This window comes from Agrobacterium vacciniicorymbosi (genome assembly GCF_040427045.1).
GTDB lineage: Bacteria > Pseudomonadota > Alphaproteobacteria > Rhizobiales > Rhizobiaceae > Agrobacterium.
This window is the reverse complement of sequence record NZ_JBETMF010000002.1, coordinates 317,102-330,810: the sequence shown is the minus strand read 5'-3', so window position 1 is coordinate 330,810 and position 13,709 is coordinate 317,102. Positions and strand designations below refer to the sequence as shown.

Genomic DNA, 13,709 nt, shown 5'->3' with positions numbered 1-13,709 from the left:
GTCTTCTATGTCCTTGCTATGTGCGCCAAGTGGTCCAGCCCCTTGCGCAATGTCTCGATGATCTGGTCGACTTCCGACCGGGCGATGGTGAAGGCAGGCGATGCCAGCATGCGGTCGCCGGTGGCGCGCATGACGAGGCCGTTTTCAAGGCAATGGTTGCGCACCAGCGTACCGACTTCGTCGGGCTTGTCGAAGCGTTTGCGGGTTGCCTTGTCCGCCGTCAGTTGCAGCCCGCCGATGAGGCCGACATTGACCGCCTCACCCACCACGGCATGATCCAGCAGACTTTCCCAACCTTGCCGGAAATAGGGGCCGATGTCGTCGCGCACCCGCTCGACCAACCCTTCATCCTCGATGATTCGCAAATTTTCGAGCGCAGCAGCAGCACAGACCGGGTGCCCGGAATAGGTAAAGCCGTGGTTAAAATCGCCCACCTCGGTCAACATCACTTCTGCCACGCGGTCCGAGACCAGCACGCCGCCAATGGGCAGATAACCCGAAGACAAGCCCTTCGCTATGGGCGCCAAATCCGGCTCATAGCCGAAATGCTGATAGCCAAACCACGACCCCAGCCGCCCGAAGCCGCAGATGACCTCGTCCGACACCAGCAGAATGTTCCGCGCCCTGCAGATGCGGGCAATCTCCGGCCAATAGGTCTCCGGCGGCACGATGACCCCGCCCGCGCCCTGAACGGGCTCGGCCACGAATGCGGCGACATTCTCCTCACCCAGCTCATCGATCTTGGCCTCCAACTCCCGCGCGACCTTCAGGCCGAATTCGGCAGGCGTCAGGTTACCACCCTCGGCATACCAATAGGGCTGGCCGATGTGAGAAACACCTTCGATGGGAAGATTGCCCTGCTCGTGCATCCACGTCATGCCGCCCAGCGAAGCGCCCGCCACGGTGGAGCCGTGATAGCCGTTGCGCCGCGCAATGACCTGCGTCTTGGTCGGGTGGCCCAGCGCCTTCCAGTAGACCCGCGCCATGCGAAACCACGTATCGGTGGCCTCGGAACCGGAATTGGTGAAGAACACATGGTTCATGTGCGGCCCGGCATGGGACGCGATCTTCTGCGCCAGCAGTGTCGCAGGCGGCGTCGTGGTGCCGAAAAAGGCGTTGTAATAGGGCAGTTCATTCATCTGCCGGGAAACGGCATCGGTGATTTCGCGACGGCCATAACCGATATTGACGCACCATAGACCAGCAAAGGCATCCAGATATTTCTTGCCGGTGCTGTCATAAATGAACACGCCTTCAGCCCGCTCTATGATGCGGGTGCCGGTGGCATTCAGCTTGCCCATGTCGGAAAAGGGATGCAGGTGGTGAGCGGCGTCGATGGCGGCGAGGTTTGAGATCGTCCCGGCATTTTCGTTCATCGCGTCATGCACTCCCATTGGCTTTCATGGGTGCAACATGGCCGGGGCGGCGGCAATTTGCAAGGCCGCCGCACCATGTCCCACGCCTCTGTGAACAGAGGTGAGAGGTCAGCAATATCAGAGGTTTGCGAAGTCTTTCGGCACAATGACCTTTAGTTCGCCCGCATGAATTTTCAGCGTCACATCACGCTTCATCGGCAGCAATTCACCGTCCATCACGCATTTCACGTCATGGCGGCTCTTGGGAAAATGCAGCTCCGCCTCCGGCACCGCCATAGCCGTCACGGCGGCATTTTCCTTCAGCTTGCCTCGCAGAATATCGATCGCCAGACCCGTCACGCCGGATGGCGTCAACGCATCGGCAATGTAGAGGCCGAGATGGCCGCGCGTGATGTCATCGGCCACCAGAAGCGGGCTTTGGCCAAACTCGTTGTTGGAAGCGGAAATGGCGCAGACGCGTCGATGCTCGGTCTTTCCATCAACGGTGAATTCCATATCGAAGACAGGCGGATTGAAGACCACGCCGATGGCAGCACGAATATTCGCGCGGATTTTGCCCAGCCGGGATGCATATTCCATCTTGTCGCGATACCGCACCATGCGGGCATGGAGACCAGCGGAAAACTGGTGCACGAAAGGCCTCCCGTTGGCGCTGGCAATGTCCACATTCTGCACATGCCCCTCGGCCAGCGTATCCACCGCCTGCCATATGTCGAGCGGCAGTTTCAGCGAGCGGGCAAAGAGGTTCATCGTGCCGGCGGGCACCACGCCCAGTGCTATGCCGTGCTTCCAGGCAATACCGGCGGCAGCGGAAATCGTGCCATCACCGCCGCCCGCAATCAGGCCGTCCAGCCCCTTGTCGTCGGCGGTGCGCTCCATCTCGGAGACGATATCCTTGCCGGAAACGAGACGGCACTCGATGTCATGCCCTGCATTCTTGAAAACCGTTTGAGCATGCTCGCAATAAGCGTCCATGTCGGTGGTTTTGAAGGTACCGCCATCGCGGTTTAAAATCGCCACCAGCTTCATTGCTTATCAGCCCCTGTTACACGCAAAGCGCGACCCTAAATGAAATAAAATGATTTCCGTTCCAAACACCTTTGCGTGAGCCGCACAATTTGCAGAATCAGATACTACCGCGACGCACAATTTGATGATATGCGTTGGATAAGGTCATTTTAGTGACCAACACTTCCAGTCAGGGCAGGCCGAAATCTTTCGGTCTTGCCCTTTTTTTCTTCGTACTCTTCGCAGAAATCATGACCCACACACATCTCTCCGAAAACCGCCCTGATGCGGAAGCCGAAGCCGTTGCGGCTTTGCCTGCGGCAACGCTCACACCCCTGTCCATCGCCCTTATCGAACTGGCGCTTGCCGCTGGTGGTTTTGGCATCGGCACGGGTGAATTCGCCATTATGGGCCTGTTGCCGGAAGTGGCGACGACCTATGGCGTCACTGTTCCGCAGGCGGGTTATGTGATTGCGGCTTACGCAATCGGCGTCGTCATCGGCGCACCCATCATCGCAGTGCTGGCTGCGCGCATGACACGGCGCATGCTTCTGCTGGCGCTGATGGGGCTGTTTGCGGCGGGCAATATTCTCAGCGCCATCGCGCCTGACTTCGCCACCTTCACGGCGCTGCGCTTCATCACCGGCCTGCCGCATGGTGCGTACTTTGGCGTCGCGGCACTGGTTGCCGCCTCCATGGCGCCCATCCATAAGCGCGCCCGCGCCGTTGGCCGCGTCATGCTGGGGCTGACCATCGCCACTCTTCTCGGCACGCCGCTTGCCACCTTCTTCGGCCAGATGTTCTCATGGCGCGCCGCCTTCATGATGGTCGGCGGCATCGCACTTCTGACTGTTGCCCTGCTGTGGTTCTTCCAGCCGCGAGACAAGGTGCAGGAAGGTGCCAGCATCTGGCGCGAACTCGGTGCCTTCAGACGCGTACAGGTCTGGCTGACACTGGCTGTCGCATCCGTCGGCTTCGGCGGCATGTTTGCCGTCTTCAGCTACATCGCCAAGACCACGACAGATGTTGCCATGATGCCGGTTTCGACCGTTTCCATGGTTCTGGCTCTCTTCGGCATCGGCATGAATGTCGGCAATGTCGTCGGCTCGCGCATGGCAGATTACTCTCTCAATGGCACGATTGGCGGCATGCTGGCCTTCAACGTGGTGTTGATGGCGCTCTTCGGCCTCACCGCCCATAATCCTTACATGCTGTGCCTCTGCGTCTTCCTCATCGGCTGCGGCTTTGCCGCCTGCCCTGCGGTACAGACACGCCTGATGGATGTTGCCGCCGACGCGCAGACGCTGGCCGCTGCCTCCAACCACTCGGCCTTCAACATCGCCAACGCGCTCGGCGCATGGCTGGGCGGTGTCGTCATTGCCATGGGTTACGGCTATGCCTCGACCGGCTACATCGGCGCGGTTCTGTCGCTCGGCGGTCTCGTCGTTTTTGCTTTTGCGGTGGCGCTGGAGCGGCGCGAGAAGGCCTTCGCCCACTAGGCCTGGGGTGGCATCACGCCCCCTTTACTCCTGTCCACGGATCAACTCCGAGGGTAGGAAGCTTTTCAAGCTTTCAGCGACTGCCCCTCTCCACCATCGCAACAATCATCGCAAACAATTCGTCGGTTGCCTCTTCCGACGTTATGTCACCATTGGTGGCGGCGTTTGACAGTGCCTCCGCCGCGCCGAGCATCCCCCATAGAGCTGCCGACGAAATCAGGCCTTCACCTGCGAAGGGAGCCAGCAGCGCCCTGCATTTTTCAAGGAAGCCCTCTTCATACTGCTTCTTAATGATGGCAAGTTCAGGAGAACCCGCAAGGGCTGCGACGATGCCCGGTATTTCCCGGCCCTGCCGCGACACGCAGTTGACATAGGACGAGGCGATGACCGTGGCGATATCGGCCAATCGCGCCTCGCAGGCCTGCAAAGCCTCGTCCATGATGGCAGTCTGGTTGGCGTCGAATTCCTGATAAAGCTGCGCCAGAAGCCCTTCCCGGCTGCCGAACTGATCGTACACGACGGGCTTCGTAACGCCCGCTTTTTCCGAGAGACGCCCAAGCGTCAGGGCATCGGCCCCCTCGTCGTGGATCAGCTTCCAGGCCGCGTCCATCAATTGCCGGTGCCTCTGCTCCCGCGTCAGGCGTATGCGACGTGCTGGTTCTTCTGGTTGTTTGCTGCTTGACATCCACTATATACCATTAGTAACTTACTATAAGTATATAGCGCGGACGGCCCGTTCGCAATCACCAAAGAAAGTTCTCCCCATGCATGCCATCATCGTCACCTCGCATCCCAACCCCGGCTCATTGACGTACGCCATCGCAGCGCGCATTGCAGACGGTATCGCCGGTTCGGCAGGCGGGCATTCTCATGAGTTCGCAGATCTTGCAGCCGAAGCGTTCGACCCGCGCTATACGCAGGATGATATCGCTCTGATGCTCGGACAGGCCGAACCCACTGCTAATGTCGCCGCCGAACATGCCCGGCTGGATCGTGCCGACGCGCTCATCATCGTTTATCCCGTTTACTGGTGGTCGATGCCTGCGCAATTGAAGGGCTGGATTGACCGCGTGTTCACGAATGGCTGGGCCTATTCCGACAGTGGTGATGGCAAGATCATCAAGAAGCTTGGCGAACTGAAGGTGCATCTGGTTGCCATTGGCGGTGCCGATATGCGCACCTACGCACGCCACGGTTATTTCGGCGCGATGCGAACGCAGATCGACCACGGGATATTCGATTACTGCGGCGCGAAGGTCATAACCTCGGAACTCATGGTTCCTGATCAAGCCAATGATTTCACACATCATCTCGATACAGCTCATGCTCTTGGCAGCAAGATATTTGCCGCATAGTCCCTGCACCTGATCCGAAGAATGGAGACGCAAATTCAGCGCCCCATTCACCACAAACCAGCATTGCCAAAATTTCATATTTGGCCCGCTTGACTAAGCGCAGATTCAGGCGCACCACATGAGTTACGCGCAACCTTTCGGGTTGGCGCGGATATCCACGGAGCATCGTTTGATGTCTAGCGACAGTAGTAGTCGATTGCCTTTGCCGAGACCGGCGAGACGTGCCCTGATCTGACTCCTGTCGGCTCACCACGTTCCGCCGAGATCGGCGGTTCGACTCGAAGGTGAGCAATCATGAACTTTCACAACCTCTCCCAAAGAGCTGGCAAAGCTGCACGTCTTTTCAGCAGCAGCATCGGCCCCACCACCATTGCAGAACGCGTCGATCAGCTGAACACGCTCGACGTGCCTGACGCCGTCGATGCATTGCTGAAGATGTCCCAGGCAAAGGCCGTTGCCGTTCTGGACCGTCCAGAACTGCACCACGCTGCCGAGATCGTCGCCCATGTTCCGCTGGAACAGGCTGCCCGCTTCGTCAACCTCATGTCGGATGACCGTGTGGCAGACGTCATGGCCGAGATGGACGACGAGCCCCGCGCAAAGCTGTTTTCGCGGCTGGACCGCGCAACGGCCACCGCCATCCAACACCTGATGACCTATCCGCCCCGCACGGCTGGCTCCATGATGACCACGGAGTTCGTCAGCGTGCCGGATCGCTGGACTGTGGAACAGACCCTTGCGCATATCCGCATCGTCGAGCGGTCACGCGAAACGGTCTATGCCATCTATGTGCTGGCCGAAGACGGAACGCTGACCAAGGTCGTCACCCTGCGCAGCCTCGTCACGGGCGAGCCTTCCGCATCCATCCTCACGGTCGCATCCAAGGAAGGCATCACCTATGCCGATCCGTTGATGTCGCAGGAGGATGTCGCCCGCCTCATCCGCAAGCACGACCTTCTGGCCATTCCTGTGGTGGATGAGCACGCCCACATTCTCGGCATCGTCACGGTGGATGACGTCATCGACACTATGATTGCCGATACGACGGAAGACGCCCACAAATTCGGTGGTATGGAAGCGCTTGGCAAGCCCTATATGACGATGGGCTTTGCGGACATGATCCGCAAACGCGCCGGCTGGCTTTCCGCCCTCTTCCTCGGGGAAATGCTGACGGCCAGCGCCATGCAGCATTTCGAAGGAGAGCTGGAAAAGGCCGTGGTGCTGACGCTGTTCATCCCGCTCATCATGTCCTCGGGCGGCAACTCCGGTTCGCAGGCCACATCGCTCATCATCCGGGCGCTGGCGCTGGGCGAACTGAAGCTTTCGGACTGGTGGCGGGTGCTGCTGCGTGAACTGCCAACAGGCCTGACGCTGGGCGCCATCCTCGGCGCCATCGGCTTTGTGCGTCTCACCGTCTGGCAGCAGGCCGGTTTCTATGATTACGGCGAACATTGGCTGCTGGTCGGCTTCACCGTCTTCTCGGCCCTCGTCGGCATCGTCACCTTCGGCTCGCTGGCCGGCTCCATGCTGCCCTTCATCCTGCAGCGCCTGCGCCTAGACCCCGCCAGCGCATCGGCACCCTTCGTGGCAACGCTGGTCGATGTGACCGGCCTCGTCATCTACTTCTCGGTAGCGCTGCTGATCCTCAGCGGTACGCTGCTGTAAGCTCCAATGAATATGAGAGGCCTGCTGGTGACCGCAGGTCTTTCTTTATGGATGGGTATACAAAAGTAATGACGGCCTGATTTAGCGCATCAAGACGCGTCGATACCTTCAATTGCTCTTAGCAATGGAACCGCAAAATCTGTAAAGGCCCTGACAGCTGGTCTCATGAACCGGACAGAAGGATAGGAAAAATACGCCTCCGTTGCTTTGACTTCATAATCTGGGAGGATACGGATTAGCTTTCCCGACGCAAGCTCGTCATTCACGAGTAGCTGTTGAACAGGGCCGGCAGCGTGCCCCTGCAATAGAGTATATGATATGACATCGGCTGAATTGGTCCGCAGTGTTGGCAGCACAGGAATATCGATCACTCCGTCTTTCCCATGAAGGCTCAAAAAATTGCGCTGCGAAGCTACCGCTGCGCTCGTAATAATGGCTATTTCCGTTAGACGTTCTGGTGTGTCTATAGGACCTGTCTTTCTCAAAAAGCTCGGAGATGCTACCAAAATGCGACGGATTAGACCGAGCCGTCTGATTATCAGATCCTGATCAGCTGGCCGACCATATTTGATTGCGAGATCATAATTTTCATAGATTAGGTCGACCTCGCGATTTTCCAGCACGAGATCGACTGTCACTGATGGGTGGAGGTGCTGGAACTCCATGACGATGGGATGCAGGTGCTTGGACCCGATACATGAAGGAGTGTGAAGGCGAAGCTGCCCTTCGATCTCGCCCATATTTCGGCGCACACCTTCCAATGCTGCATCGATAGTCGCTAATGCATCACGGCTTGCTTCATAGAGGGCTTGTCCCTGCGCAGTAGGGCGCGTCGCCTTTGTAGAGCGCTCCATCAAACGCGCGCCCACATGTCGCTCAAGATTAAGAAGGTGTTTAGTCACTGCGGGCTGGGAAACCATAAGATCCTTCGCAGCTGAAGTTATCGACCCTCGCTCGACAGTCCTGACAAACGCTCTTAAAGCAGCGGCAATATCCATCTTCATTCCAATTTGTTATGAAATCCATCATTGCATAACATATATACATTTTTTCGTCCATCAGGCTCATTTAGGCAATTAGTTTCCGACAACGGGATGGCATTCGATGACATTGAACAGACGAACATTTCTAATGGGAGCACCTTTGCTCTTGACGGGATGCAGCACGACGCAGCAAACCAAAGCTAAGGTCCAAAGCCTCTCTGTGGATCCCACTTATCTGTCTATGTATGGTGCAATTGACACCGAGCCTTTCCCGGTGCCGGCAATCGATCTAAAACGGGTAAAGCAGCCGTTTCTGCGCAGAGAAGTCGCTTATGAAACAGACGAAAAGCCTGGCACAATCGTCGTTGACCCAGTCGCTCGATATGCACACCTCGTCATGGAAAGCGGTCGCGCACTTCGTTATGGAGTCGGAGTTGGCAAGCAGGAGGCTTTTAATTTTCAGGGTGAGGCGATAATTGCTCGCAAGGCTGAATGGCCGGGCTGGCGGCCCACACCTGACATGATAGCGCGGGAGCCGGATCGCTACGGCCCGCTCAGAAATGGACTTCCGGGAGGAAGTGGCAACCCGCTGGGTCCTCGTGCGCTGTATCTGTGTAGAAACAATCAAGATACATATTACCGACTTCACGGCACGGTTGAACCGTGGACAATCGGAACGATGGTTTCTTCCGGTTGTATCCGATTACTTAATCAAGACATCATGGACTTGTACCGGCGAGTGCCCGTAGGAACGAAGGTGGTCGTCCTGTCCTCCATGGCTTCCAGTGCATGAGAATAGGTCAAGTCATAAATCGCGGCTCTTTTGACCATTCAACGTCAGCATTTTCCTGCATATCTGCTCAATTTTCTGCATACCTTCACCATCGCAACAATCATAGCAAGGAATTCTTCGGATAAATTTTCCTAAGCATTAAACGCTGGTCGATGTCACCGGCCCAGTCATCCACTTATCGGTAGCGCTGCTGTAAGCAACGCCTTTACAAAAACCGGTCGCATCGCATTTGCGGCCGGTTACCTCTTGCCCTTGCCTTGTCTTTTCAAAAGCTTGTAACCTTGCGTTGCGACGATGATTCAAACAAGGACGAGCCTTTGCAGATTTCCAATCTTCGACACTATCCTGCATTTGCAGACACGATAGCAGACCGCGGCTGGCACGCATGGTGGACGGAAAGCGGCGTCCCAATCGAAAATTACCGCGCCCATGTTCACTTGATGCTTGAAACAGACGGCATCCCCGCAGCACTCGTCGCTCACGAAGACGACCGCTACATCGGTTCCGTCCTCATCATCGAAAACGACCTAGATGAGTGCCCCGACTACGCCCCATGGATCGCAGCCCTATGGGTTGACCCGAATTTCCGACGCCAGGGCATCGCCGCACAACTGATCACCCGCAGCCGCGCGCACATCGCCCAACTCGGCCACGACACCTGCTACCTCTGCGCAACCGCAGACAAGCGTCCCTATTATCTAAAACAGGGCTTCACGCTTCTGGAAGAGGATGTGGCGGGTTTGGATGTGTTTCGTATTTCGAGCGTTTGACGGTCATGCCGACTGCACGTCGGCATGACGAGAGACATGATTTCTGAAGCGTGGCCTTAAGCTGCGCTGATCGTACCCGTACCCAGCAGCACCAGAAGCACCACGCCCAGCACCACGCGGTACCAGACAAACGGCATATAGCTCTTTGTCGAAACCAGCTTCAGGAAGACGACGATAACAGCGTATCCGACGATGAAGGATATCAGCGTGGCGAGTGCAGTTTGCCCCCAGCCGACCGGATTGACCTGACCGATGCTCTTGTAAAGCTGGTAGAAACCGGAGCCGAAGACGGCGGGAACGGCGAGGAGGAAGGAATAGCGTGCCGCTGCTTCTCGCGTGTAACCCAGCAGCAGGCCTGCCGTAATCGTGCCGCCGGAACGGGAAACGCCGGGAATTAGCGCCATGGCCTGTGCGAAGCCGAACAATATGCCATCGCGCCAGATAAGTTTGTTCAGCGGGTACTTCTTCTTACCGATTTTATCCGCATAACCGAGGATGATACCGAAGACGATCAGCATGACGGCAGTGATGTAGAGGTTGCGCAGCGAGGTCTCGATGGCATCCTTGAACAGCAAGCCCAAGAGCACGATCGGTATCGAGCCGATGATGATGAGCCAGCCCATGCGCGCATCCGCTGCATCGTAAGTGCCACCGAGGCGCAGGTTCTGGCGAAGCCATGCCATGGCAATGCGCATGATGTCGGACCAGAAGTAGACCAGAACCGCCAGTTCGGTGCCGATCTGAATAATGGCGGTGAAGGCGGCGCCCGGGTCTTCACCCGTTCCCAGAAACTCTCCGGCAATGCGCAGATGCGCACTGGAGGAAATTGGCAAAAATTCCGTAAGACCTTGAATAAAACCGAGAATCGCGGCCTCGATCCAACCAATACCCATGCTTGTCGTCCCTGACTGAGAATCACTGCCGCGACGCTATGAAGCAATCCGGGCAGATCAATGTTGCACTGCGGAAAATTTTGAAAGAATCGAACGCACGAAAACGATGGTCAGTATCGCCGGATTATTCGGCGGCCTCCAGTGGCCTAATCAAATCCGCCGGGGAAACCACGCGCTTCTCGCCGTCCTTGCAGATCACATGCGTCTCGCCCCACGACTTCAACGCGACGATGACCGGCTGCATGCTGAGCCCGAGCGGCGTCAGGTCATAATCCACACGCGGCGGCACCACGGCAAAGACCTTGCGGGAAATCAGCCCCGCCTCTTCCAGCTCGCGCAGCTGCTTGGTCAGCATGCGCTGCGTGACGCTGGGAATGTGGCGGCGCAGCTCGTTAAAGCGCAGGGTACCCTCATTCATCAGGTGATAGAGGATCACACCCTTCCATTTTCCATCCAGAAAACTCAGCGTGGATTCCACCGGACAGCCGGGAAAATTGCCGGTCAATTTGGCGCGGGGACGGGACATCACAGTATCCTTTTTGTGCGTATATACAGAATATGTGCATTCTTGCGGTGTTTGCTCATCTCTATCAAATAGAGGTCAACGCAACAAGCAAAGGAGAAACGCCATGCGTGCTATCGGTTACAAAAGCGCAAAACCCATCACGGATTCAGATGCGCTTGTTGACCTCGATGTGCCCATGCCGGAAGCCAAGGGTCATGATCTCTTGGTCGAGGTGAAGGCCGTGTCGGTCAACCCCGTCGATACGAAGGTGCGCCGCAACCAGCCGCCGGAACAGGGGCAGGCCCGCATTCTGGGCTTCGATGCGGCCGGCATCGTCAAGGCCGTCGGCCAAGGCGTCACGCTGTTCAAGCCGGGCGACGAAGTGTTTTACGCCGGTGCCATCAACCGCCCCGGCTCCAACAGCGAATTCCATCTGGTGGATGAGCGCATCGTCGGCAAGAAGCCAAAGAGCCTCAGCTTCGAGGAAGCCGCCGCCCTGCCGCTCACCGCCATCACAGCCTATGAGGCGTTGTTTGACCGCCTGAAGGTGAAAGACCCCGTCGCCGGTGGGGCCAATGCCATCCTCATTATCGGCGGCGCAGGCGGCGTCGGCTCCATCGCCATCCAGCTTGCACGGCAACTGACCGACCTCACCGTCATCGCCACCGCGTCGCGCCCAGAAACCAAGGAATGGGCCAAGTCACTCGGTGCGCACCACATCATCGATCACAGCCAGCCGCTCGCCCCACAGGTGGAGGCACTCGGCCTCGGCGCCCCTGCCTTCGTCTTCTCCACAACCCAGAGCGACCTCCACGCAGCGGACAGCGTCGCCCTCATCGCCCCGCAAGGCCGCTTCTGCCTGATCGATGATCCCGCAGGCGGATTCGATGCGATGCCGTTCAAGCGCAAGGCGATCTCCATCCACTGGGAAATGATGTTCGCCCGCCCGGTGTTTGAAACGGCCGATGTTCTGGAACAGCACAATTTGCTGAACCACGTTTCGGAACTGGTGGATGCGGGCAAGATCAAGACGACGCTGACGGATGTCTTCGGCACGATCAGCGCGGCCAATCTTATGAAGGCGCATGCGTTGATTGAGAGTGGTACTGCGAGAGGGAAGATTGTTTTGTCGGGGTTTTGATGGCGGAGACTTCATGAGCGGTTGAGACTGCCGCTTACCCCCCTCTGCCTTGCCAGGCATCTCCCCCTCAAGGGGGGAGATCGACTCGCGGCAAGCTCCAGCCCACCTTGACGCTTTGACTATTGAGGCCGGTGATGACGTTGCGGAGAACCAAGGAGCGTGCGCCCAGCCAATCTCCCCACCTGAGGGGGAGATGTCCGGCAGGACAGAGGGGGGTGAGCCCCACCCGCAAACCTATCGGTCAATCCTCGTCCGGATCCTCCGGGCAAGGCCACGACGTCGGCGTCGTCAGCCCCTGCGGCAGCTTGGTCTTGGGATCACCGCAGGCAATGTCGATCTGCTTCTGCTCCAGCCCGGTGGCTGCTGAAAGGTCCAGTCCTTCGATGCGGGCGAGAAGAAGGAACGCGTTTTCGAAATCAATCGGCCCGGTGAATTTCGCGCCATCAAAGCGGGCACGCGAAAGATTGGCCATGGTGAATTTCGCGCCGGTTAGCGTCGCGCCTTCGAAATCCGCACGCCCGAGTTCCGCCTTGGAGAAATCCGTGCCGACGAGCTTGGCGTTCTGGAAGCTGGCGCGCTGCATTTCCGCATTGTTGAACTTGGCGTTTTCCGCATCCGCATCGCTGAAATCACCGCGATAGGCTTCCACCTTGATGAAATTGCCGTCCTGCAATTGCGATGAGGCGAGCGAGGTGCGGATGAGCTTTGCCTTTTCCAGATTGGCCTTCTTGAAGGACGAGCCGCGAAGATCGGTGAAGGTGAAATCCGTTCCCTGCAAATCCGCGCCATCCAGCATGCTGCCGCCAAGCATCAAAAGCCGCTTGTTGCATGCACTCCAGTCAATCCCGGCACCGGCATCGGCCCGGCAACTGGCCGCCTGGCTGTGGTTTGCTGTCAGGGTCACCGCGACAAACACCGTCAGAACTGCCCCGCAAACAAGCCCCGGCCCGCGCTGAGAAAAAACATTGCCTGCTGCCGTCTTCATCATCTGCTCCCACACCCGACCTGGTCGGACAACCTAAGCCACGCAAACGTCGCAGTCTCTATCAGTAAGGCACCGGACGAGGTTCTGCAATTCTGTACACAATAGATAAAACAAACTCTTCAAAAGACCAACGCCCTGACGACGTTGCGGAATGCATCAAAGCCAATTAATATTTTTTGGTTCGATAAGCAGCAGAATGGCGGGTTTATAAAGCGCCGATAGTCTGTTTCGAGGTGTCCCATCTCGTGCCGCCACGGCAATCCCTTGCAAAAGGGCTGCATACATGTCCGCAAGTGGCTGGACGGGCAGTTTCAAGTGGAGGTGGCCAGCGGAAACATCGAGTTGCAAACGAGCGGCAATTTCATCGCTACGCTGGAGCCGCAACCCTGACAATATTTGCCTTGCTGTCCCAGAAGCTGGGGCATTACCCGCTTCAGCAAGCACCACCATGCATCCGTGCGGTCTATCCGCGCGGGTAAAAAGATCGATTGCCGTTTCAAACATTGCAGAAAGGCCGCCAGCAGCATTCTCTGCGCTGTAAAGAACATCAAGCATGGCTTGGGCGTAATGCGTTCGATAGTGCTGCAAGGCTTCCAGAAACAGTGCTTCCTTGGATCCATAAGCGGCATAAAGGCTAGGAGACGTAATCCCCATTGCATCTGTGAGATCACCCATGGAAGCCGCTTCGAAACCGCTTTTCCAAAAAACCTGTAGCGCCATATCCAAAGCTTCCGCT

Annotated in this window: 14 protein-coding genes; 6 read left to right on the top strand and 8 right to left on the bottom strand. The window is 57.5% G+C overall.

The window, feature by feature from the left end:
* Window positions 1–5 precede the first annotated feature (5 nt).
* Both ABUK73_RS04865 and ABUK73_RS04860 read right to left on the bottom strand, forming a co-directional pair.
* Window positions 6–1,376 carry an aspartate aminotransferase family protein gene (locus ABUK73_RS04865; RefSeq protein ID WP_353576279.1) on the bottom strand — a complete coding sequence of 457 codons (1,371 nt, stop codon included), beginning with the start codon at window positions 1,374–1,376 and terminating at the stop codon, window positions 6–8.
* A 117-nt stretch (window positions 1,377–1,493) separates the two neighbouring features.
* A complete protein-coding gene (locus tag ABUK73_RS04860) occupies window positions 1,494–2,405 on the bottom strand; it encodes a diacylglycerol/lipid kinase family protein (RefSeq protein ID WP_353576278.1) in 912 nt (303 codons plus the stop codon).
* Between the two features lie 230 nt (window positions 2,406–2,635).
* On the opposite strand from ABUK73_RS04860, the gene ABUK73_RS04855 reads away from it, so the two are divergent.
* Window positions 2,636–3,883 carry an MFS transporter gene (locus ABUK73_RS04855; RefSeq protein WP_353576277.1) on the top strand — a complete coding sequence of 416 codons (1,248 nt, stop codon included), beginning with the start codon at window positions 2,636–2,638 and terminating at the stop codon, window positions 3,881–3,883.
* 73 nt (window positions 3,884–3,956) lie between these two features.
* On the opposite strand, the gene ABUK73_RS04850 is transcribed toward ABUK73_RS04855, so the two are convergent.
* On the bottom strand, window positions 3,957–4,568 hold the full coding sequence (locus tag ABUK73_RS04850; RefSeq protein WP_353576276.1) for a TetR/AcrR family transcriptional regulator: 612 nt from the start codon (window positions 4,566–4,568) through the stop codon (window positions 3,957–3,959).
* Window positions 4,569–4,647: 79 nt separating this feature from the next.
* Between ABUK73_RS04850 and ABUK73_RS04845 the strand changes: the two genes are divergently transcribed.
* Window positions 4,648–5,238, top strand: coding sequence for an NAD(P)H-dependent oxidoreductase (locus ABUK73_RS04845; protein ID WP_353576275.1), 591 nt, complete (start codon window positions 4,648–4,650; stop codon window positions 5,236–5,238).
* A gap of 294 nt (window positions 5,239–5,532) precedes the next feature.
* Entirely contained in the window at window positions 5,533–6,903 is a 1,371-nt protein-coding gene (gene mgtE, locus ABUK73_RS04840; protein WP_353576274.1) for a magnesium transporter, read from the top strand.
* Between the two features lie 89 nt (window positions 6,904–6,992).
* Here mgtE and ABUK73_RS04835 read toward each other — a convergent pair whose 3' ends face one another.
* Entirely contained in the window at window positions 6,993–7,901 is a 909-nt protein-coding gene (locus tag ABUK73_RS04835; protein WP_353576273.1) for a LysR family transcriptional regulator, read from the bottom strand.
* A 106-nt stretch (window positions 7,902–8,007) separates the two neighbouring features.
* On the opposite strand from ABUK73_RS04835, the gene ABUK73_RS04830 reads away from it, so the two are divergent.
* Together ABUK73_RS04830 and ABUK73_RS04825 are read left to right on the top strand one after the other, a co-directional pair.
* Complete coding sequence (locus ABUK73_RS04830) at window positions 8,008–8,679, top strand: L,D-transpeptidase (protein WP_353576272.1); 672 nt, start codon at window positions 8,008–8,010, stop codon at window positions 8,677–8,679.
* A 317-nt stretch (window positions 8,680–8,996) separates the two neighbouring features.
* Entirely contained in the window at window positions 8,997–9,449 is a 453-nt protein-coding gene (locus tag ABUK73_RS04825; RefSeq protein ID WP_353576271.1) for a GNAT family N-acetyltransferase, read from the top strand.
* A 56-nt stretch (window positions 9,450–9,505) separates the two neighbouring features.
* On the opposite strand, the gene ABUK73_RS04820 is transcribed toward ABUK73_RS04825, so the two are convergent.
* Window positions 9,506–10,342, bottom strand: a complete 837-nt coding sequence (locus ABUK73_RS04820) for an undecaprenyl-diphosphate phosphatase (protein WP_353576270.1) — start codon at window positions 10,340–10,342, stop codon at window positions 9,506–9,508.
* A 124-nt stretch (window positions 10,343–10,466) separates the two neighbouring features.
* Window positions 10,467–10,868 (bottom strand): winged helix-turn-helix transcriptional regulator, encoded by a 402-nt coding sequence (locus ABUK73_RS04815; protein ID WP_353576269.1) that lies wholly within the window; start codon window positions 10,866–10,868, stop codon window positions 10,467–10,469.
* A 103-nt stretch (window positions 10,869–10,971) separates the two neighbouring features.
* On the opposite strand from ABUK73_RS04815, the gene ABUK73_RS04810 reads away from it, so the two are divergent.
* Window positions 10,972–11,988: a zinc-binding alcohol dehydrogenase family protein gene (locus ABUK73_RS04810; protein WP_353576268.1), complete on the top strand. Its 1,017-nt coding sequence runs from the start codon at window positions 10,972–10,974 to the stop codon at window positions 11,986–11,988.
* Between the two features lie 241 nt (window positions 11,989–12,229).
* Here ABUK73_RS04810 and ABUK73_RS04805 read toward each other — a convergent pair whose 3' ends face one another.
* Together ABUK73_RS04805 and ABUK73_RS04800 are read right to left on the bottom strand one after the other, a co-directional pair.
* Complete coding sequence (locus ABUK73_RS04805) at window positions 12,230–12,973, bottom strand: pentapeptide repeat-containing protein (protein ID WP_353576267.1); 744 nt, start codon at window positions 12,971–12,973, stop codon at window positions 12,230–12,232.
* A gap of 156 nt (window positions 12,974–13,129) precedes the next feature.
* Window positions 13,130–13,693, bottom strand: a complete 564-nt coding sequence (locus ABUK73_RS04800) for a TetR/AcrR family transcriptional regulator (RefSeq protein WP_353576266.1) — start codon at window positions 13,691–13,693, stop codon at window positions 13,130–13,132.
* Between the last annotated feature and the right edge of the window lie 16 nt (window positions 13,694–13,709).

Coding starts and splice junctions, on each gene's coding strand:
- ABUK73_RS04855 (WP_353576277.1), top strand. CDS start 2,636: ATGACCCACACACATCTCTCCGAAAACCGCCCTGATGCGGAAGCCGAA.
- ABUK73_RS04815 (WP_353576269.1), bottom strand. CDS start 10,868: ATGTCCCGTCCCCGCGCCAAATTGACCGGCAATTTTCCCGGCTGTCCG.
- ABUK73_RS04865 (WP_353576279.1), bottom strand. CDS start 1,376: ATGAACGAAAATGCCGGGACGATCTCAAACCTCGCCGCCATCGACGCC.
- ABUK73_RS04820 (WP_353576270.1), bottom strand. CDS start 10,342: ATGGGTATTGGTTGGATCGAGGCCGCGATTCTCGGTTTTATTCAAGGT.
- ABUK73_RS04830 (WP_353576272.1), top strand. CDS start 8,008: ATGACATTGAACAGACGAACATTTCTAATGGGAGCACCTTTGCTCTTG.
- ABUK73_RS04810 (WP_353576268.1), top strand. CDS start 10,972: ATGCGTGCTATCGGTTACAAAAGCGCAAAACCCATCACGGATTCAGAT.
- ABUK73_RS04835 (WP_353576273.1), bottom strand. CDS start 7,901: ATGGATATTGCCGCTGCTTTAAGAGCGTTTGTCAGGACTGTCGAGCGA.
- ABUK73_RS04805 (WP_353576267.1), bottom strand. CDS start 12,973: ATGAAGACGGCAGCAGGCAATGTTTTTTCTCAGCGCGGGCCGGGGCTT.
- ABUK73_RS04845 (WP_353576275.1), top strand. CDS start 4,648: ATGCATGCCATCATCGTCACCTCGCATCCCAACCCCGGCTCATTGACG.
- ABUK73_RS04850 (WP_353576276.1), bottom strand. CDS start 4,568: ATGTCAAGCAGCAAACAACCAGAAGAACCAGCACGTCGCATACGCCTG.
- ABUK73_RS04800 (WP_353576266.1), bottom strand. CDS start 13,693: ATGGCGCTACAGGTTTTTTGGAAAAGCGGTTTCGAAGCGGCTTCCATG.
- mgtE (WP_353576274.1), top strand. CDS start 5,533: ATGAACTTTCACAACCTCTCCCAAAGAGCTGGCAAAGCTGCACGTCTT.
- ABUK73_RS04860 (WP_353576278.1), bottom strand. CDS start 2,405: ATGAAGCTGGTGGCGATTTTAAACCGCGATGGCGGTACCTTCAAAACC.